This is a genomic window from Rhodococcus rhodnii NBRC 100604 (assembly GCF_001894925.1).
GTDB classification, from domain to species: domain Bacteria; phylum Actinomycetota; class Actinomycetes; order Mycobacteriales; family Mycobacteriaceae; genus Rhodococcus_F; species Rhodococcus_F rhodnii.
In genome coordinates, this window is sequence record NZ_BCXD01000009.1 from 128,754 (window position 1) to 147,219 (window position 18,466).

The following is an 18,466-nucleotide window of genomic DNA, read 5'->3' on the forward strand; positions in this document are numbered from 1 at the left end:
GTGGCGCGCTGGCACGTGCGGGGCCGCACGCTCCCCGGTGGTGACCCGATCGAACTCTGGGTCACCGACGACGGCGTGTTCACCGACGAACCGCTGCCGGGCGCGGAATCGCTCGCGCCGGACGGCTGGATCCTGCCGGGCCTCGTCGACGCCCACTGCCGCATCGGAATCCGGTACGGCGGGGGCGGCGGCGAGACCCGCGAGGGCCTGCTGGAGCAGGCGCGCATCGAACGAGACGCGGGCGTCCTGCTCGTGCGCGATGCGGGCTCGCCCGTCGACACGCGCTTCGTCGACGACATGCCCGGACTCCCGCGCATCGTGCGGGCCGGACGGCACATCGCCACGCCCAAGCGGTACATCCGCGGACTTCCCGTGGACCTCGACGACGAAGCGCAGCTGCCCGACGAGGTGCGGCGGCAGGCGCGCGCGGGGGACGGCTGGGTCAAGCTCGTGGGCGACTGGATCGACCGGGATCTCGGCGATCTCGCCCCGCTCTGGAGCGACGCGATCCTGAAGGACGCGATCGCCGCGGCTCACGACGAGGGCGCGCGCGTGACGGCGCACGTGTTCGGCGAGGACGCGCTCCCGGGTCTGCTCGCGGCTGGGATCGACTGCATCGAGCACGGCACGGGGCTGACCGACGAGACGATCGAGACCATGGCCGAGGGCGACGTGGCGCTCGTCCCCACCCTGATCAACATCGCGACATTCCCCGAGATCGCCGACTCCGCGACACGGTTCCCGGTATATGCGGCACACATGCGCGATCTGCACGCCCGCCGTTACGAGACGATCGGCGCCGCGCACGACGCGGGCGTGCGGATCCACGCCGGGACCGACGCCGGCGGCTCGATCCGCCACGGCCGCATCGCCGACGAGGTCGACGAGTTGCGCCGCGCCGGGCTCTCGGCGACCGGCGCTCTCGCCGCCGCGAGCTGGTCGGCCCGGGAATGGCTGGGGCACACGTCCCTCCGGCCCGGGGCGAGCGCCGACCTCACGGTGTACTCCCGCGACCCCCGTGAGCCGGGCGCGCTCACCGAACCCGTCGCCGTGATGGTGCGCGGCGTCGTGCACGCACGACGCTGACCGGCCGTTTTCTCGTCGTGCCGGTCGTTCTGGCAGAATGGTGAGCTGTCGTCGCAGCCGGGTACGCCCGCGCGACGGTCACAGGTTCGAGGCAAAACCGGTCGTGCCATCCGGGCACTTCGCTGAATTGCACGTGACATGCGCAGTTTCCTGCGCTGAAGAAGGAGAACGCAGCAGTGGCTGTCAAGATCAAGCTCACCCGGCTCGGCAAGATCCGCAATCCGCAGTACCGGGTCGTCATCGCCGACTCGCGCACCCGCCGCAACGGCCGCGCGATCGAGACGATCGGCAAGTACCACCCGAAGGAGGACCCGTCCTTCATCGAGATCGACTCCGAGCGCGCTCAGTACTGGCTGGGAGTCGGCGCGCAGCCGACCGAGCCCGTCGAGCAGCTGCTCAAGATCACGGGTGACTGGCAGAAGTTCAAGGGCCTCCCGGGTGCCGAGGGCACGCTGAAGAAGGCCGAGGCCAAGCCGAGCAAGCTCGAACTGTTCCAGGCCGCCCTCGCGCAGGCCGACAACGAGCCGGCCGCCGAGGCGATCACGCCCAAGAAGAAGAAGGCCGCCAAGGACGAGGCCGAGGCTCCGGCGGACGCCGAGGCTGCCGACAAGTGAGCGCCGTCGTCGCCGACGCCGTCGAACATCTCGTTCGCGGTATCGTCGCCAATCCGGACGACGTCCGCGTCGAGATGCTGTCGGGCCGTCGAGGCCGCACCGTCGAGGTGCACGTCAACCCCGAGGATCTCGGCAAGGTCATCGGCCGCGGTGGCCGCACCGCGACGGCGCTGCGCACCCTCGTTACCGGGATCGGTGGCCGGGGCATCCGCGTCGACGTCATCGACACCGACCGCTGACGCGTCCCGATCATGGAACTCGTCGTCGGTCGTGTCGTGAAATCGCACGGCATCCGGGGTGAGCTCGTCGTCGAGGTCAGGACCGACGAGCCCGAGGCGCGGTTCGCGACCGGTGCCGTGCTGACCGCACGTGCGCCGCGCGCCCGCGAGACGACGCAGTACACGGTGGAAGCCGCCCGGGAACACTCCGGGCGGCTTCTGCTGCGTCTGCGTGGCGTGGACGGCCGCACCGAGGCGGACGCCCTGCGCGGAACACTCTTCGTCATCGATTCGTCCGAGCTGACGCCGTCGGACGATCCGGACGAGTTCTACGATCACGAACTCGAAGGACTCGTCGCCCGCACCGTCGACGGCGACGAGATCGGAACCGTCACCGAGGTGCTCCATTCGGCGGCGGGCGAACTGCTCTCGATCCGCGCTGTCGGGGGAGACGGCGGCGGTCGCGAGATCCTCGTGCCGTTCGTCACCGCGATCGTGCCCGAGGTGTCGGTGGCGGGCGGATACGTCGTCGTCGACCCGCCGGAGGGGCTGCTCGATCCGGATTTCGCCGCCGGCGACTCGCCGCAGCAGTGACCGCGGCGATGCGCATCGACACGATCACCATCTTTCCCGAGTACCTCGAGCCGCTGCGCGCGGCGCTGCTCGGCAAGGCGATCGACAAGGGCATCGTCACGGTCGGTGTGCACGATCTGCGCGACTGGACGCACGACGTCCACAAGTCGGTCGACGACTCGCCCTACGGGGGCGGGCCGGGCATGGTCATGAAGCCCACGGTGTGGGGTCCCGCGCTCGACGACGTCCTTCCGCTCGGCGGCAGCGACGATCCGCTGCTCGTCGTGCCGACCCCGGCGGGCGTGCCGTTCACGCAGCAGACCGCGCAGCGGTGGGCCGCCGAGGAACACATCGTCTTCGCGTGCGGACGCTACGAGGGCATCGATCAGCGCGTCGTGGACGACGCCGCGCGCCGGGTCCGTGTCGAGGAGGTGAGCATCGGCGACTACGTGCTCATCGGCGGCGAGGCCGCCGTCCTCGTGATGGTCGAGGCGTTCGCCCGGCTGATCCCCGGCGTTCTCGGCAATCAGCAGTCGCACGAGGAGGATTCGTTCTCCGACGGCCTCCTGGAAGGGCCCTCCTACACGCGCCCCGCGGTGTGGCGCGACCTCGAGGTGCCGGGTGTCCTGTTGTCCGGCGATCACGCCAAGGTGCAGCGGTGGCGCCGTGATCAGGCGCTCGAGCGCACTCGCGAGCGCAGGCCCGATCTGCTCGACTGACCGCTAGCTCTCCGACCACGCGGCATCGACGGCGCCGTCCGGGAACAGGATCCGCACCACCTCGGTGATCGTGTCGCGCGCGTGCGCTGCACTCGCGTCGTCACGCGCGTCGGTCCACGACGTGTCGGGCAGGATCCCCGTCATCACGTCGTCGTCCGGGTACCGGACGTCCTCGCTCACCGACACGACGACGGCGTACCGGTCGCCGACGAGCGCGCTCGACACGTGGACCCACCGGGCGTCGATGCAGCACATCCACCCCTGCTTCGGGGCGAGCACCGGCGGGGCCCCGAGCACCGTGGGCAGCCCGAAACTCTGGTCGTAGCCGTCGGTCGCGACGGGCGTCCATGCCCGGAGGTGATCGAGGAACTCGGCGGTTCGGTCCGGGCCGAGGCCGTCACGGTCCTGCGTGATCCCCTGGTACAGCGACGCGATGTCGGCGGGCGTCGAGACCGTGTTCCACCACAGTTCGTCGACCGGGGCCGATGTCGAGGTCAGCGCGTAGCGTTGCGCGACGTCGGCGACGACGTCGGGACCGTACTCGTTCCACAGCACGCCCGCCGCGAGATCGTCCGAGCCCGCCAGCATCGTCCGGAGCAACTCGCGGTCGTCGTCGAGTACGTGCTCGCCGGTCGCGTCGAGGTGGAAGGCCTGGGCGGCGAGAAACAGCTTCGCGACCGACGCGCAGAGCATCGGGTCTTCGGGATCGACGCCGGTGCTCGCGCCGGTCGCCAGATCGACGACGACCGCGGTGAGCGCCGCGTCGCGACTCTCCGCGTACTCGCGTGCGTCGTCGAGCCGATCCTCCGCGGAATCCGCATCGGCGACGGCGGCCGCCTCGGCGGGCGCGCCCGTGCCGGCGGCGACGATGCTCGGCGGCGGGGCGCACGCCGTCGCACCGAGAACCACCGCTGCGATGGCCGCGACCACGAGCGCCGTCGTGGAGCGTCGCCTGGACCCGTGCACGAGTTGTATCCCTTCGCCGATGGGCGCGTGACGCGCTCGGCAGGATCGTAGAGTCGCTCGGTCGGACCCGCTCGGTAGGGTCGTGCCTCGTGAACTCGCCGACCGTGATCCACCGTATCGCCGATGAACTGTCCGTACGAGAGTCGCAGGTGGCCGCAGCCGTCGGCCTGCTCGACGGCGGTGCGACGGTGCCGTTCGTCGCCCGCTACCGCAAGGAGGCCACCGGCGGTCTCGACGACGCACAGCTGCGTCTGCTCGACGAGCGCGTCCGCTACCTCCGCGAACTCGACGAACGGCGCGCCGCGATCCTCGAGTCGATCGACCAGCAGGGCAAGCTCGACGACGCTCTGCGCGCGCAGATCGCGCAGGCCGACACCAAGGCGCGGCTCGAGGACATCTACCTGCCGTACAAGCCGAAGCGCAGGACCAAGGCGCAGATCGCGCGCGAAGCCGGCCACGAGCCCGTCGCCGACGCCCTCGCCTCGGATCCCACGATCGATCCCGCGTCGTACACCGCCGAGCAGCTCGACGGCGCCCGCGCGATCCTCGTCGAGCGGTTCTCCGAGGACGCCGATCTCGTGGGCGAGCTGCGTTCGCTCGTATGGGAACGCGGCTGCCTGCGATCGGTGGTGCGCGACGGCAAGGAGTCGGCGGGCGCGAAGTTCGCGGACTACTTCGAGTTCGGCGAGGCGTTCACGTCGCTGCCGTCGCACCGCATCCTCGCGCTGCTGCGCGGCGAGAAGGAGGAGGTGCTCTCGCTCACGCTGGTCCCGGACGCCGAGCAGCCCGAGGACGCCGTGCGCTCCGTCTTCGAGGAGCGCATCGCCGCGCACTTCGGGATCGCCGACCGGGGCCGCCCCGCCGACGGGTGGCTGCTCGACACCGTGCGCTGGGCGTGGAAGACGAAACTCAACGTCACACTCGGCATCGACACCCGGATGCGGCTCCGTCGTGCCGCTGAAGAGGACGCCGTCACGATCTTCGCGAAGAACCTCGAGGATCTGCTGCTCGCTGCCCCCGCGGGCACCCGCACGACGATGGGACTCGACCCGGGATTCCGGACGGGAACCAAGGTCGCCGTCGTCGACGCCACGGGCAAGGTCCTGGCGTACGACACGATCCACCCGCATCAGCCGCACAACAGGTGGGACGCCGCGCTGGCGACGCTCGACCGCCTCGTACGCGAACACGGCGTCGACCTCGTCGCGATCGGCAACGGCACGGCGTCGCGCGAGACCGACGCACTCGCGACCGAACTCGTCGCCAGGTCGGGTCGCAGCGGGATCGCGAAGGTCGTCGTCTCCGAGGCGGGCGCCTCGGTCTACTCGGCGTCCGAGTACGCGTCGCGCGAGCTGCCCGATCTCGACGTCTCGATTCGCGGTGCGGTGTCGATCGCACGCCGCCTGCAGGACCCGCTCGCCGAACTCGTCAAGATCGACCCGAAGTCGATCGGTGTGGGGCAGTACCAGCACGACATCTCGGAGACGCTGCTCGCGCGCTCGCTCGGCGCCGTCGTCGAGGACGCCGTCAACGCGGTCGGCGTCGACGTCAACACCGCATCCGTGCCGCTGCTCTCGCGGGTCTCGGGTGTCACGGCGTCGCTCGCGGAGGCGATCATCACGTATCGCGACGCGAACGGCCCGTTCCGGTCCCGCCGCGAGCTGACGAAGGTGCCGCGGCTCGGCCCCAAGGCGTTCGAGCAGTGCGCCGGCTTCCTGCGGATCCGCGGCGGCGACGATCCGCTCGACTCGTCCGCGGTGCACCCCGAGGCCTATCCCGTCGTGCATCGCATCCTCGAGCGGACCGGTTGCGATGTCACGGGCATCGTGGGCAACGCACGGGTGCTCGGCTCGCTCGATCCCGCCGACTTCGTCGACGACACATTCGGGGTGCCCACCGTCAGCGACATCATCGGCGAACTCGACAAGCCCGGACGCGACCCCCGACCCGAGTTCGTGACGGCGACGTTCGCGGCGGGCGTCGAGAAGGTCGGCGATCTGAAGCCGGGGATGATCCTCGAGGGCGTCGTCACCAACGTCGCGGCGTTCGGCGCCTTCGTGGACGTCGGTGTCCACCAGGACGGGCTCGTGCACGTGTCGGCGATGTCGAAGACGTTCGTGAACGATCCGCACACCGTCGTGAAGTCGGGACAGGTCGTGAAGGTCAAGGTGCTCGAGGTCGACGTCGAGCGGCAACGAATCGGCCTCACGCTGCGTCTCGACGACGAGCCGGGCGCACCGAAGCGCGGCGGCGCCGGAGGCAGGGGCAACGGCAACGGACAGGGCGGCAGCGGCCGCGGCAACGGTGGCCGGGCCGAGGGCGGCCGCGGTGGACGGAACCAGGGCCGCGGCGACGGCGGCCGTGGCGGACGTGGGGGAGCAGCGGCGCCCGCGGCGTCCGGGTCGATGGCGGACGCACTCCGGAAGGCGGGCTTCGGCAGGTGATTCGGCCCGGGTCGGTGTGAGCGGGCTGCGATAGTGGGTGGATGGCCGCGTGGTTCCAGCGCGAGATCGTCGATCACGGGCACGTCCAGCTCTTCGGCTTCTTCGTCGGATTCGTGCTGACGTTCCTGTTCATCCGGCTGAGCACCCGCATGATCCGCGCGAACGTGCGGTGGTGGCCCGGCAACATCACGCCGGGTGGCCAGCACATCCACCACGCCGTCTTCGGTGTGGTCATCGTGTTCGCCGCGGTGGTCCCGCTGCTCGCGACGATCGAGTCCGCGAACCGCGTCGCCTCGACAGCGCTCGCGAGCGCGATCGGGATCGGTGCGGCGCTCATCCTCGACGAGTTCGCGCTGATCTTCTACCTGCGCGACGTCTACTGGAGCGAGCAGGGCAGGGTGTCGGTGGACGCCGTGTTCACGGCGATCGGGATCACCGCGCTCTTCCTGATCGGGGTGCATCCGCTCGCCGCGATCCGCTCGGCCGAGATGGCGGAGGCGTCGGGGGTCGGACTGCGCGTCGGGGTGGGCGTCGCGACGGTCGTGAACCTCGCGCTGGCCGTGATCGTGCTGCTCAAGGGGAAGATCTGGACCGGGCTGGTGGGGTTGTTCGTGCCGCCGCTGCTCGTCGTGGGAGCGATCCGCGTCGGCCGTCCCGCCGCGCCGTGGGCACGATGGTTCTATCGGGCCGGTGACGCCAGGGCCGCGCGGGCGATCGAGCACGAGAAGCGCTGGCGGGTACCGGTCGAGGAGGCGCGGATCTATCTGCAGGATCTCGTCGCGGGCCGGCCGGACCAGGACCGCGCACGAGTGGAGGCCCGGCGCCGCATCGACCGCGCCGTCACCGTGGCCCCGCCGCCGATTTCGCCTGCGACGGGCGAGTCTGGCACAATGGGGAGGTTGCCTGGACAGGTCCGTTCTCCGCATGCCTCGCGTGCGGCCGACACGTCCGCGGCGGCATCCCACGATCTGGGCACGAACCAGTCGAGCTCCGACGACACCGTCGGGTCGCCGCTCGGTTCCTCTGCTCGCTGCGAAGAACGCAAGGATGGAAAATGAACACCCTGGACTTCCTGGACGCCCAGTCCCTCCGCGACGACATCCCCGACTTTCGTCCCGGTGACACCCTGAACGTGCACGTCAAGGTCATCGAGGGCTCGAAGGAGCGCGTGCAGGTCTTCAAGGGCGTCGTGATCCGCCGCCAGGGCGGTGGCATCCGCGAGACCTTCACGGTCCGCAAGGTGTCGTTCGGCGTCGGCGTCGAGCGTACGTTCCCGGTCCACAGCCCCAACCTCGCCAAGGTCGAGGTCGCGACGCGAGGCGACGTTCGCCGCGCGAAGCTCTACTACCTGCGCGACCTGCGTGGCAAGGCCGCCAAGATCAAGGAGAAGCGCTGACGGCTGCGCCGCCGAGCCTCCGCTCGACGGTCACGTCACCGCGCCGTAGCCCGGCACCGCGTTCGCGCGGTGCCGGGCTACTCTGTTTCGGTGACAGATTCGCCGAGGGGGACGCCCCCGCCCGCTGCCGGTGACGACGATCCGCTCGCGCGCTTCGCGACGGTCGACGGAGACGACGGAGAGGGCAAGAAGGAGCGTTCGTTCTGGCGCGAGCTGCCGATCCTGATCCTCGTCGCGCTCGTCCTGAGCTTCCTGCTCCAGACCTTCGTCGCACGCGTGTATCTGATTCCCTCGGAGTCGATGGAACCCACGCTCCACGGCTGCCCGGGCTGCACGGGCGACCGCATCGTCGTCGAGAAGATCGGGTACCGCTTCTCGGACCCGCGCCCCGGCGACGTCGTGGTCTTCCGCGGGCCCGATTCGTGGTCGCACGATCTCGTGTCCACGCGCTCCGACAACGTCGTCGTGCGCGGCCTGCAGGAGGTCGGGTCCTACGTGGGACTCGTCGCCCCCGACGAGAACGATCTCGTGAAGCGGGTCATCGCGACGGGCGGGCAGACCGTCGAATGCTGCGACGACGAGGGCCGAATCCTGGTGGATGGTCAGCCCATCGACGAGCCGTACGTGCAGATGGACTTCCCGTTCGTTCCCGGCGAGATGACGTGCGAGACGGATCTGAAGTCGCCGCGCTGCTTCGGCCCGGTCACCGTTCCCGACGACAACCTGTGGATGATGGGTGACAACCGCTCGAACTCGGCGGATTCTCGGTATCACGTGAACGACGAGTATCAGGGCACGATCCCGGTGGACAACGTCATCGGCAAGGCTCGCTGGATCGTGCTGCCGCCGTCGCGCATGGGTTCCGTACCCGCCCCCGAGATCCAGAACTGACCGGAAACAGGCGATCCACCAGTGTCCGCACCATCCCCTCGCGCGCCGGGAGCGTGGCCTCCTCGTGCCACCATCCGGCGGTCTGCGGGGCTGCGCACCGTCGAATCGACACTGCTGCGCTGCGGACTCGGCCCGGTGGCCGGTGTCGACGAGGCCGGCCGCGGCGCGTGTGCCGGTCCGCTCGTCGTCGCCGCGTGCGTCCTACCGCCACGGCCGCTCCCGTCGCTCGCACGACTCGACGACTCGAAGAAGCTCACCGAGAAGGTGCGCGAGGAGTTGTTCCCCCTCATCGTCCGGTACTCGTCGGCGTGGAGCGTCGTGCAGTTCTCGGCGGCCGAGGTGGATGCGATGGGGGTGCACCGCGCGAACATCGAGGGGATGCGGCGCGCCGTCGCGGGCCTCGACACCGCGCCGGGATACGTCCTGACGGACGGTTTCCGCGTCCCCGGTCTTCCCGCGCCGTCCCTGCCGGTGATCGGTGGCGACGCGGCGGCCGCGTGCATCGCGGCGGCGAGCGTGCTCGCGAAGGTCACGCGCGACCGGATCATGGTCGATCTCGATCGGGATCTCCCGGGATACGGGTTCGCGGTGCACAAGGGGTACTGCACGCGCCGGCACATGGGCGCGATCTCGGATCTCGGGGCGTCCGGTGAGCACCGGATGTCGTGGTCGAACGTGCGCGCGATCGTGCACGGGGCGCGCGTCGACCAGGTCGAGACACAGGAGTACACCGAGACCCAGGAGTACGCGGAAACCCAGGAGTACACCGGCGATTCCGACGTCGTGGGAGACCACGCCACGACGGATGCGGTGTAGCCGGATGGGCGTGTGGTCGGATGAACGAGCCCGGTGCGTGCACGGAACCGGGTGGAGGTGCGCGATGATGGATCGTCACCATGATCGCGCCAGACGAGAAGCAGGAGGATGCACCGACCGATGAGTGCCGAGGATCTCGAGAAGTACGAAACCGAGATGGAACTGTCCCTGTACAGGGAGTACCGGGACATCGTCGGGCAGTTCTCGTACGTCGTCGAAACCGAGCGCCGCTTCTATCTCGCGAATTCGGTCGAGCTGATCCCGCACAACGCGGACGGCGAGATCTACTTCGAACTGCGGATGTCCGACGCGTGGGTCTGGGACATGTACCGACCCGCGAGGTTCGTCAAATACGTGCGGGTGATCACGTTCAAGGACGTGAACATCGAGGAGCTCGACAAGCCCGAGCTGCGCCTGCCGGACGACGGATTGCGCTGACGTAGACGCCGTAGAGGCTCAACTGCCCCCACGGCACCGGCCAACGGCGCTACGGTGACTCGGTCGCCGCGTCCTCGGCCGCGGTGTGCGCTGCCCGATTCCCGACGGAAGGCTCCCACCTCGTGTTCCGGTCCGCTTGGCGAGAACTCCACAAACCGGTGTTCGTCCCCGCGTCGATCGTCATCCTCGTCCTCATCGTCTTCTCGGTCGTGTACTCCGGTACCGCGGCCGACGCGTTCGATCGGCTGAACTCCGGCATCACCGCCGGTGTCGGCTGGTGGTACGTGCTCGCAGCGACCGGGTTCGTCGCCTTCGCGCTGTACTGCGGTCTGTCGCGGATCGGCAACATCAAGCTCGGCCGCGACGACGAAGAACCCGAGTTCGGTGTGCTGTCCTGGTTCGCGATGCTCTTCAGCGCGGGCATGGGCATCGGCCTCGTGTTCTACGGCGTCGCCGAGCCGCTGTCGCACTACGTGACGCCCCCCGAAGCGGGCGGAATCGACGGGCAGACCGACGCCGCCGCGAATCAGGCGCTCGAGCTCACGCTGTACCACTGGGGCCTGCACGCCTGGGCGATCTACGTCGTGATCGGCCTCGGGCTCGCCTACATGACGTTCCGCAAGGGACGGCCGCTGTCGGTGCGCTGGATCCTCGAACCGCTGCTCGGCAGGGACCGCATCGAGGGCTGGATCGGCAACGTCATCGACGTCGTCGCGATCGTGGGCACGCTGTTCGGTGTCGCGACGTCGCTCGGTTTCGGTATCCAGCAGATCTCCGCCGGCCTCGAGTACCTCGGCTGGATCGAGGTGAACAACTGGGTCACCATTCTGCTCATCGCGGGCATCACGGCGCTCGCGATCTACTCCGTCGTCTCCGGTGTGAGCAAGGGCCTGCGGTGGCTGTCGAACATCAACATGACGCTCGCGGCGCTGCTCGCGCTGTTCGTGTTCCTGCTCGGTTCCACGCTCTTCCTGCTGCAGTCGTGGGTGCAGAACCTCGGCAACTACGTCCAGGCGCTTCCGGAGCTCATGCTGCGGACGGCTCCGTTCTCCGACGACGGCTGGGCCGGTGCCTGGACGATCTTCTACTGGGGCTGGTGGATCAGCTGGGCGCCGTTCGTCGGCATGTTCATCGCCCGGATCTCACGTGGCCGTACGATCCGTCAGTTCGTGTTCGGAGTCCTGCTCGCGCCGACCATCGTCAGCACGATCTGGTTCACGATCTTCGGTGACAGCGCGATCCTTCGTCAGCGCGACGAGGGCGACATGCTCGCAGCCGACGGCTCCGTCGACAACAACACGTCGTTGTTCCAGCTGCTCGGCGACTATCCGCTCTCGACCGTGACCAGCGTGCTCGCGATCCTCGTGATCATCTTCTTCTTCGTGACGTCCTCGGACTCCGGCTCGCTCGTCATCGACATGCTCTCGACGGGCGGCAAGATCGAGACGTCGAAGATCACCCGCGTGTACTGGTCCGTGGTCGAGGGTGTCGCCGCCGCGGTGCTCCTCCTCATCGGTGGCAGCGGTTCGCTCACGGCGCTGCAGACGATGTCGATAGCCACGGCTGTACCGTTCTCGATCATCATGGTTCTCGCGTGTATCGCCATGCTCAAGGCCTTCCACTACGACGTCGCGACGACTCCCCGGTACGTGCGCGTGCAGGTCCGGGAAGGCGGCGGCGCCGTCACGACGGAGCCCACCGCAGCGCCGCGCGGGGGACGGCAGGGCAGGCCGGGAATCTCGGCGACCCTCGCGGGCCTCGTTCCGCAGCGATCGCTCGATCACGACATCTCCGACGGCCCGGATGCGCCGATGGTGCTCGCGGTGCACGATCTGCCGCAGCATGCGGTCAACGTTCACCCGGAGAGCGGCGAGGTCACCGTCGCCCAGAACATCCACCCGGAGGACCCGCTCGGCGGCGAGACGTTCGAGACGCCGGAGTTCGAGGAGTCCGCGGAGGCGCACGAGCGCGCCATCGACCCGGAGAAGCGGAAGGACGCGGACCGGGACGACTGAGCCGTTCCCGTCCGGTCGGGGGCGGGCCCGCGGGCCACGCGCAGATATCATGGGCCGATGCCACCACGTTCGCCGCTGCCGCAGCGGCACGGGTTGTCGGCGGCGTGGCTGCGCGCCCCCGACCGTTCTCCCGATCGCGGCACGCCGTGGTCGACGATGGGCGAGTGGCTTCGCGAGCGGCTGCCCGAGCGTGTCGACGTCGACGCCATGCTGTGCGGCGCCCGTTTCGTGTACGACGACGGCGCGTCCGTCGCGGCGGGGGATCGGTACCGGCCGCACACGTTCGTGTGGTTCCACCGGGATCTGCGCGACGAGCCCGACGTCCCCGGCACGATCGACGTCCTTCACCGCGACGAGCGGATCGTCGTCGTCGACAAGCCGCCGTTCCTGTCGACGATTCCGCGCGGCAGGCACGTGCGGCAGAGCGTCGTCGTCCGGCTGCGCGCAGAACTCGGCCTTCCGGAGCTCTCGCCCGTGCATCGGCTCGATCGCGTGACGTCCGGGGTGCTCGTTCTCGCGACCGAGCGGCGATGGCGCGGGCCGTATCAGACGCTGTTCCAGAACCGTGACGTCCGCAAGGTCTATCGAGCGCTGGCGCCGGTCGACCCGTCGCTCGCGTTGCCGTGCACCGTGCGCAATCGGATCGTGAAGGCGCGGGGGCGGTGGCAGGTGGACGTCCAGGACTGCGAGCGCGACGGGGTCGAGCCCAATGCGGTCACGGTCATCGCACTGGAGGAACGGCTCGGTGAGCGCGGGGTGTATCGGCTCGAACCGCACACCGGCCGCACGCATCAGCTGCGCGCGCACCTGAACGGGCTGGGGATCCCGATCGTCGACGACCCGCTGTATCCGGTCGTGCGGGAGGTCGACGTCGACGATTTCACCAGGCCGTTGCAGCTGCTCGCGAGCGAACTCGAGTTCGTCGACCCGATCGACGGCGCGCCTCGGCGCTTCGCCAGTGGCAGATCGCTGCCGCTGCTCGCCGCGTCGTCGTAGCCCGGTCCGGCGTCCATCCACAGGTCACGGACTCTCCACAGCCGGGTCCTCCGACGGGGTCCGGCGTCGGTCCCTGCCGCGAGCATGGTCGTGCGTCGCGGACACCGGGTGTCCCGGCGACGGAATCCCGGTGCGGGACGGCGATCATGTGGGGGGCTGAGCGATGAATGCGCGTACCGAACTCGGTTCGCACGGCGAGGAACTGGCGGCGCGATATCTGGTCGAGTCCGGCATGGAGATCCTCGACCGCAACTGGCGGACGCGGGCGGGTGAGCTCGATCTGATCGCTGCGGACTCGGAGTGTGCGGTCTTCGTCGAGGTGAAGACGCGCACGGGTCTCGGTTACGGCACGCCCGCAGAAGCGGTGACCCCGCTCAAACAGCGGAGGATCCGTGCGCTCGGAGTCGCTTGGCTGCGGACGAGCGAGCGGTCGTGGGCGAGTGTGCGTTTCGACGTCGTGTCGGTGCTCGTCCGGCGCGGATATGCGCCGCGGATCGACCACGTCAAGGGCGCGTTCTGATGTCGCTCGGACGGGCCTACTCGGTCGCGGTCGCCGGAATCGACGGCCAGATGGTCGAGATCGAAGCCGACATCGGACGGGGTCTCCCCGGGGTTCATCTCGTCGGGCTGCCGGACACCGCGTTGTCGGAGGCACGCGATCGGGTGCGCGCCGCTGCCGCCAACTGCGGTGAGCAGTGGCCCGATTCGAAGGTGATCCTCGCGTTGTCACCGGCGACGCTGCCGAAGGTCGGCAGCGTCTACGACCTCGCACTGGTGGTCGCCGTCATGGACGCCGCGAAGCAGATCAAGCCGGATCGTCTGGGCGACACGGTCTTTCTCGGGGAGCTCGCTCTCGACGGCAGGCTCCGGTCGGTACGCGGTGTGCTTCCGGCCGTCCTCACCGCGCGCGCCGCGGGATGGCAGCGCGTCGTCGTGCCGTCGGCCGCGCTGCCCGAGGCCGGTCTCGTGGGCGAGATCGAGGTGCTGGGCGCCCCGGATCTCCGGCGGGTGCTGAGCTGGCTGCGCGGTGAGGCCGAACTCGACTCGCCGTCGCCGCCCGAGCCCGCCGACGCGGTCCCGGGCCCGGACCTGAGCGAGGTCGTCGGGCAGAGCGAGGCACGGTGGGCGATGGAGGTCGCGGCGGCCGGCGGCCACCACCTCATGCTCACCGGCCCACCCGGCGCAGGGAAGACGATGCTGGCCCAACGGCTTCCGGGGATCCTGCCGCCGCTGACCGACGCGGAGTCGCTCGAGGTGACGGCGGTGCACTCGATCGCGGGGATCCTTCCGATCGGTCGTCCGCTCGTCGATCACCCGCCGTTCGTCGCGCCGCACCACACGGCGTCGATCAGCGCGATCGTGGGCGGGGGCAGCGGTCTCGCGAAACCCGGCGCGGTGAGCAGGGCGCACCGCGGCGTGCTGTTTCTCGACGAGTGCGCCGAGATCGGAACGAAGGTGCTCGAATCGCTGCGGACTCCGCTCGAGGACGGCGAGGTCCGGATCGCGCGCCGCGACGGCGTGGCGCGCTATCCGGCACGATTCCAGCTCGTCCTTGCGGCGAACCCGTGCCCGTGCGCACCGCCGAGGGAGGCGGATTGCATCTGTCCGCCGGCAGCGCGGCGCCGCTACCTCGGGAAGCTCTCGGGCCCACTGCTCGACCGTGTCGATCTTCGGGTGCAACTGCACGCCGTCGGGTCGAGCGCGTTGATGGGCGAGGCGGGCGAATCGACGGAGGTCGTACGCGCGCGGGTCGCGGCGGCGCGCGCCGCGGCCGGAGCGCGGTGGCGCGAGTTCGGATGGCACACGAACGCGGAGGTCCCGGGTCCGGTGCTGCGGCAACGTTTCCGGCTGCCGCGCGAGGCACTCGCGCCGCTCGAGAAGGCGCTGCGGCTCGGCGTCGTCACGGCCAGGGGAGCGGACCGGGCGCTGCGCGTGGCCTGGACGGTCGCCGACCTCGCCGGCGCGGCGGAGCCCTCCCGGGATCACGTCACCACCGCACTCGGATTCCGCGGCAGGGGGCTGCGATGACCACGACGCACGATCCCGATCGTCTCGCGCGGGCGTATCTGTCCCGAGTGCTGTGCCGTCCAGACCGCCGCGTCGGCGCGCTGATCGGCGAAGTCGGCGCGCAGGAGGCTGCGCGCGCGATCCGCGACGGCATGGCCTCCACCGAGATCTCCGGCCGCACTGCCGCACGCGCCGAGATCGACACCGCTGCTGCGGATCTCGATGCAATCGCGGCAATGGGTGGGCGGTTCGTCATCCCCGAGGACGACGAGTGGCCGCAGTGGCGCTTGCTCGGCTTCGACCGGCTCGACCGGGTGGACGACGCGGCGCCGATCGGGCTGTGGGTTCGTGGGGGGCGGTCGCTGGCGGATCTGACCGAACGCGCGGTCGCCGTCGTCGGGACGCGGGCGGCGAGCGAGTACGGCGCACACGTGACGGCCCAGCTGGCAGGTGATCTCGCCGCGGACGGCTGGACGATCGTCTCCGGTGCCGCGTTCGGGATCGACGCAGCGGCACACCGCGGCGCGCTCGGTGTCGGCGGCGTGACGGTCGCCGTCCTCGCGTGCGGGGTGGACCGCGCGTACCCGAGCGGGCACGCCCGGCTGCTGACGTCGATCGCGCGCGACGGCGCGATCGTCAGCGAGTATCCACCCGGCACGACACCCGCGCGCCACCGGTTCCTCGCGCGCAACCGGCTCGTCGCCGGAGTGTCGGACGGCGTCGTCGTGGTCGAGGCGGGCTGGCGCAGCGGCGCGCACAACACCGCGGGCTGGGGGCGCCGTCTCGGCCGGGTGGTCATGGCGGTTCCCGGCCCGGTGACGTCCGCGGCCTCGGTCGGGTGCAATCGGCTGATCCGCGAGAACGAGGCGATCCTCGTCGGAAGCGCGACGGACGTCGCCGAACTCGTCGCGCCGCTCGGTTCCGTGAGTCGCGACGACGCGGCGGTGGTCCGCGACACGGACGTGCTCAGCGGCGAGACGCTGCTCGTCTACGAGGCACTGCCTGCGCACGAGACGTGCTCGCCGCTCGAACTCTCCCGCGAGTCGGGGGTGCGCATCGAGAACGTGCGCGCGGTACTGCCGTTGCTCGAACTCGAGGGGTTCGTGGCCGGGGAGGACGCCGGGTGGCGGCGGGTGCGGTGAGCGGCGCCGTGTGCGCGGGTGAGGTAGGTTCGGTTAGGTAACCCTAAATCCACCCTGGAAGGGGGCCTCGTGGCCAAACCGACCGCGACCGTGACGGTGCTCCGAACCGAGCGCATCGCACCGCATCTCGTGCGGGTGTACCTCGGCGGGCCGGGCTTCGACGAGTTCGTGCCCAGCTCGTTCACCGACATGTACGTCAAGGCCGAGTTCGACGTCGACGGCGAGACCGTGCTGCGTACCTACACGATCCGTTCCGTCGACACCGAGCGGCGCGAGATCGCGATCGACTTCGTCGTCCACGGCGACATCGGTGTCGCGGGGCCGTGGGCCACCGCCGCACGGCCCGGTGACACGCTGACGCTGCGCGGTCCCGGCGGTGCGTACGCCCCGGACCCGTCGGCCGACTGGCATCTGCTCGCCGGCGACGAGACCGCGATCCCCGCGATCGGTGCGGCGCTCTCGGCACTTCCCGAGAGCGCCGTGGGTGATGCCGTCATCGAGGTCGGCGGCACGGCCGACGAGATCGACCTCGCCGCTCCCGCCGGAGTCACGGTTCACTGGGTCCATCGCGGCGCGTCCAGCGACGAGGCCACCGACGAGCGCGCCGGCGACAACGCGCCTCTCGTCGGCGCCGTGAAGTCGCTGCCGTGGCGAGCCGGCGAGCCGCACGTCTTCGTGCACGGTGAGGCACAGGCGGTCATGCACAACCTGCGCCCGTACATCCGCAAGGAGCGCGGTGTTCCCGCGGCGCGTGCGTCGATCTCCGGATACTGGCGCCGGGGCCGGACCGAAGAAGGCTTCCGCGTCTGGAAGCGCGAACTGTCGGAGCGTGAAGCCGTCGGCTGAGCAGCCGTCAGGATTCGCGGCTCGGTGAGGGCGCGGTCAGGTCCGCGTCCTCACCGGCCGGATCGGTCGTCCCGTCGTGCGCAGCACCGCCACGGGTGAGCACCAGGACCGCCGCGAGCGCGAGCAACCCGAACGAGGGGATCGCGATCGCCATGGGCACGGCCGATTCCGAGCCCGCGAGCCCGACGAGTGGCGAGACCGCGGCGGCGAGGAGGAACTGCCCCGCCCCCATGAGCGCGGCGCCCGTCCCGGCGGCGTACCTGACCTCGCTCTGTGCGAGCGCGGTCGCATTGCCGAGCACGAAGCCCATGCCGGATACCGACACGAACAGTGCGGCCGTGACGGCCCACCATGCGGGGGAGGACGACGTGAGAACGAGGATCGCCACTCCGAATCCGCCCGCGACGATCATGGAGACGCCGACCAGCAGCATCGTGCGGGCGTGGATGCGGCCGACGACGCGGGCATTGATCGTCGTTGCGAGCACGATGCCCGTGGCGTTCACGGCGAAGGCGATCGAGAACTCGCCGGGCGAGCGCCCGAGCACGTCCTGGTACACGAACGGCGATGCCGAGATGTAGGCGAACATCGCCCCGAACGACGCGATGAACCCGATCGCGTACCCGAGATAGCGCCGATTGCGCGAGACGGCGGCGACGTTCGACGCGAGGGCGCGCAGCCCACCGGTCTTGCGGTGTTCCGGGGGAAGCGTCTCGGGCACGAAGGTGATCGCGCCGACGGCCATGACGACGGCGAGCCCCGCGAGCACCCAGAAGATGCCGCGCCAGCCGAACGGCCCGACGAGCGCGCCGCCCAGGAGCGGCGCGACGATGGGGGCGATTCCGGTGATGACCATGAGCAGGCTGAACAACCGGGCCGCCTCGTCGCCCGTAGCCCGATCGGCGACCGCGGCGCGCGCGAGCACGATGGCGGCGCCGCCCGCGAAGCCGTGCACCGCGCGGACGGCGACGAGGATCTCGATCGTGGGGGCGAGCGCGCACGCGATCGCCGCGACGGCGGTGACGGTGGTCGCCCCCACCATGAGCCGTCGGCGGCCGAGTCCGTCGGAGAGTGGGCCGACGAGCAACTGGCCGAGGCCGAGACCGGCCGTGAACGTGGTGAGCGTCAGCTGCACCGTCGACGCGCTCGTTCCGAGGCCGTCGGCCATCGCGGGCATTCCCGGCAGATACATGTCCATCGACAGCGGCGCGATCGCGGAGATCAGCGCCAGGACGAGCAGCATGGCCGGTCGTATCGTTCGCGTCACGAAACACAGTCAATCGGCTCGGCGCTTGAAGT

19 protein-coding genes are annotated in these 18,466 nt (G+C 70.1%); 17 read left to right on the forward strand and 2 right to left on the reverse strand.

Translation table 11 applies throughout. The features are described from left to right. From RR1_RS08430 to trmD, 5 genes are all read left to right on the forward strand, one after another. A complete protein-coding gene (locus RR1_RS08430) occupies positions 1-1,086 on the forward strand; it encodes an amidohydrolase family protein (RefSeq protein ID WP_010838673.1) in 1,086 nt (361 codons plus the stop codon). A gap of 176 nt (positions 1,087-1,262) precedes the next feature. Then, positions 1,263-1,700: a 30S ribosomal protein S16 gene (gene rpsP / locus RR1_RS08435; protein WP_010838674.1), complete on the forward strand. Its 438-nt coding sequence runs from the start codon at positions 1,263-1,265 to the stop codon at positions 1,698-1,700. Then, complete coding sequence (locus tag RR1_RS08440) at positions 1,697-1,939, forward strand: RNA-binding protein (RefSeq protein WP_010838675.1); 243 nt, start codon at positions 1,697-1,699, stop codon at positions 1,937-1,939. Before rpsP ends, RR1_RS08440 begins: the two co-directional genes overlap by 4 nt. Positions 1,940-1,951: 12 nt before the next feature. Further along, the gene (gene rimM, locus RR1_RS08445; RefSeq protein WP_010838676.1) at positions 1,952-2,512 is read left to right on the forward strand and encodes a ribosome maturation factor RimM; all 561 of its coding nucleotides are present in this window, start codon (positions 1,952-1,954) and stop codon (positions 2,510-2,512) included. Positions 2,513-2,520: 8 nt separating this feature from the next. Then, positions 2,521-3,210 carry a tRNA (guanosine(37)-N1)-methyltransferase TrmD gene (trmD, locus tag RR1_RS08450; protein ID WP_040773700.1) on the forward strand — a complete coding sequence of 230 codons (690 nt, stop codon included), beginning with the start codon at positions 2,521-2,523 and terminating at the stop codon, positions 3,208-3,210. Positions 3,211-3,213: 3 nt separating this feature from the next. Here trmD and RR1_RS22285 read toward each other — a convergent pair whose 3' ends face one another. Continuing rightward, positions 3,214-4,176 carry a serine hydrolase gene (locus tag RR1_RS22285; protein WP_051111203.1) on the reverse strand — a complete coding sequence of 321 codons (963 nt, stop codon included), beginning with the start codon at positions 4,174-4,176 and terminating at the stop codon, positions 3,214-3,216. Positions 4,177-4,265: 89 nt separating this feature from the next. Here RR1_RS22285 and RR1_RS08460 point away from each other — a divergent pair, with 89 nt between their 5' ends. From RR1_RS08460 to RR1_RS08515, 12 genes are all read left to right on the forward strand, one after another. Continuing rightward, on the forward strand, positions 4,266-6,620 hold the full coding sequence (locus tag RR1_RS08460) for a Tex family protein (protein ID WP_010838679.1): 2,355 nt from the start codon (positions 4,266-4,268) through the stop codon (positions 6,618-6,620). Between the two features lie 41 nt (positions 6,621-6,661). Next, complete coding sequence (locus tag RR1_RS08465) at positions 6,662-7,678, forward strand: hypothetical protein (RefSeq protein ID WP_010838680.1); 1,017 nt, start codon at positions 6,662-6,664, stop codon at positions 7,676-7,678. Further along, positions 7,675-8,016, forward strand: a complete 342-nt coding sequence (gene rplS, locus RR1_RS08470; RefSeq protein WP_010838681.1) for a 50S ribosomal protein L19 — start codon at positions 7,675-7,677, stop codon at positions 8,014-8,016. Before RR1_RS08465 ends, rplS begins: the two co-directional genes overlap by 4 nt. A gap of 90 nt (positions 8,017-8,106) precedes the next feature. Further along, positions 8,107-8,907, forward strand: coding sequence for a signal peptidase I (gene lepB, locus RR1_RS08475; RefSeq protein WP_010838682.1), 801 nt, complete (start codon positions 8,107-8,109; stop codon positions 8,905-8,907). Between the two features lie 21 nt (positions 8,908-8,928). After that, positions 8,929-9,723: a ribonuclease HII gene (locus RR1_RS08480; protein WP_071990745.1), complete on the forward strand. Its 795-nt coding sequence runs from the start codon at positions 8,929-8,931 to the stop codon at positions 9,721-9,723. 120 nt (positions 9,724-9,843) lie between these two features. Further along, complete coding sequence (locus tag RR1_RS08485; RefSeq protein WP_040773709.1) at positions 9,844-10,161, forward strand: DUF2469 domain-containing protein; 318 nt, start codon at positions 9,844-9,846, stop codon at positions 10,159-10,161. A gap of 122 nt (positions 10,162-10,283) precedes the next feature. Next, positions 10,284-12,176: a BCCT family transporter gene (locus RR1_RS08490; RefSeq protein WP_040773683.1), complete on the forward strand. Its 1,893-nt coding sequence runs from the start codon at positions 10,284-10,286 to the stop codon at positions 12,174-12,176. 57 nt (positions 12,177-12,233) lie between these two features. Continuing rightward, positions 12,234-13,172: a pseudouridine synthase gene (locus tag RR1_RS08495; protein WP_010838686.1), complete on the forward strand. Its 939-nt coding sequence runs from the start codon at positions 12,234-12,236 to the stop codon at positions 13,170-13,172. 163 nt (positions 13,173-13,335) lie between these two features. Further along, a complete protein-coding gene (locus tag RR1_RS08500; RefSeq protein ID WP_010838687.1) occupies positions 13,336-13,692 on the forward strand; it encodes a YraN family protein in 357 nt (118 codons plus the stop codon). After that, positions 13,692-15,200, forward strand: a complete 1,509-nt coding sequence (locus RR1_RS08505) for a YifB family Mg chelatase-like AAA ATPase (RefSeq protein ID WP_010838688.1) — start codon at positions 13,692-13,694, stop codon at positions 15,198-15,200. The genes RR1_RS08500 and RR1_RS08505 overlap by 1 nt, the downstream gene beginning before the upstream one ends. Beyond that, positions 15,197-16,321, forward strand: a complete 1,125-nt coding sequence (dprA, locus tag RR1_RS08510; protein ID WP_010838689.1) for a DNA-processing protein DprA — start codon at positions 15,197-15,199, stop codon at positions 16,319-16,321. Before RR1_RS08505 ends, dprA begins: the two co-directional genes overlap by 4 nt. Positions 16,322-16,390: 69 nt before the next feature. Then, positions 16,391-17,167 carry a siderophore-interacting protein gene (locus RR1_RS08515; protein WP_010838690.1) on the forward strand — a complete coding sequence of 259 codons (777 nt, stop codon included), beginning with the start codon at positions 16,391-16,393 and terminating at the stop codon, positions 17,165-17,167. Between the two features lie 7 nt (positions 17,168-17,174). Here the strand turns inward: RR1_RS08515 and RR1_RS08520 are convergent, their stop codons facing one another. Then, positions 17,175-18,410, reverse strand: coding sequence for a multidrug effflux MFS transporter (locus RR1_RS08520; protein WP_010838691.1), 1,236 nt, complete (start codon positions 18,408-18,410; stop codon positions 17,175-17,177). Between the last annotated feature and the right edge of the window lie 56 nt (positions 18,411-18,466).

Excerpts from the sequence above, each read along its gene's own strand:
- RR1_RS08520 (WP_010838691.1), bottom strand. The coding sequence starts at position 18,410 with ATGCTGCTCGTCCTGGCGCTGATCTCCGCGATCGCGCCGCTGTCGATG.
- RR1_RS08505 (WP_010838688.1), top strand. The coding sequence starts at position 13,692 with ATGTCGCTCGGACGGGCCTACTCGGTCGCGGTCGCCGGAATCGACGGC.
- trmD (WP_040773700.1), top strand. The coding sequence starts at position 2,521 with ATGCGCATCGACACGATCACCATCTTTCCCGAGTACCTCGAGCCGCTG.
- dprA (WP_010838689.1), top strand. The coding sequence starts at position 15,197 with ATGACCACGACGCACGATCCCGATCGTCTCGCGCGGGCGTATCTGTCC.
- rplS (WP_010838681.1), top strand. The coding sequence starts at position 7,675 with ATGAACACCCTGGACTTCCTGGACGCCCAGTCCCTCCGCGACGACATC.
- RR1_RS08465 (WP_010838680.1), top strand. The coding sequence starts at position 6,662 with ATGGCCGCGTGGTTCCAGCGCGAGATCGTCGATCACGGGCACGTCCAG.
- RR1_RS08500 (WP_010838687.1), top strand. The coding sequence starts at position 13,336 with ATGAATGCGCGTACCGAACTCGGTTCGCACGGCGAGGAACTGGCGGCG.
- rimM (WP_010838676.1), top strand. The coding sequence starts at position 1,952 with ATGGAACTCGTCGTCGGTCGTGTCGTGAAATCGCACGGCATCCGGGGT.
- RR1_RS08495 (WP_010838686.1), top strand. The coding sequence starts at position 12,234 with ATGCCACCACGTTCGCCGCTGCCGCAGCGGCACGGGTTGTCGGCGGCG.
- RR1_RS08485 (WP_040773709.1), top strand. The coding sequence starts at position 9,844 with ATGAGTGCCGAGGATCTCGAGAAGTACGAAACCGAGATGGAACTGTCC.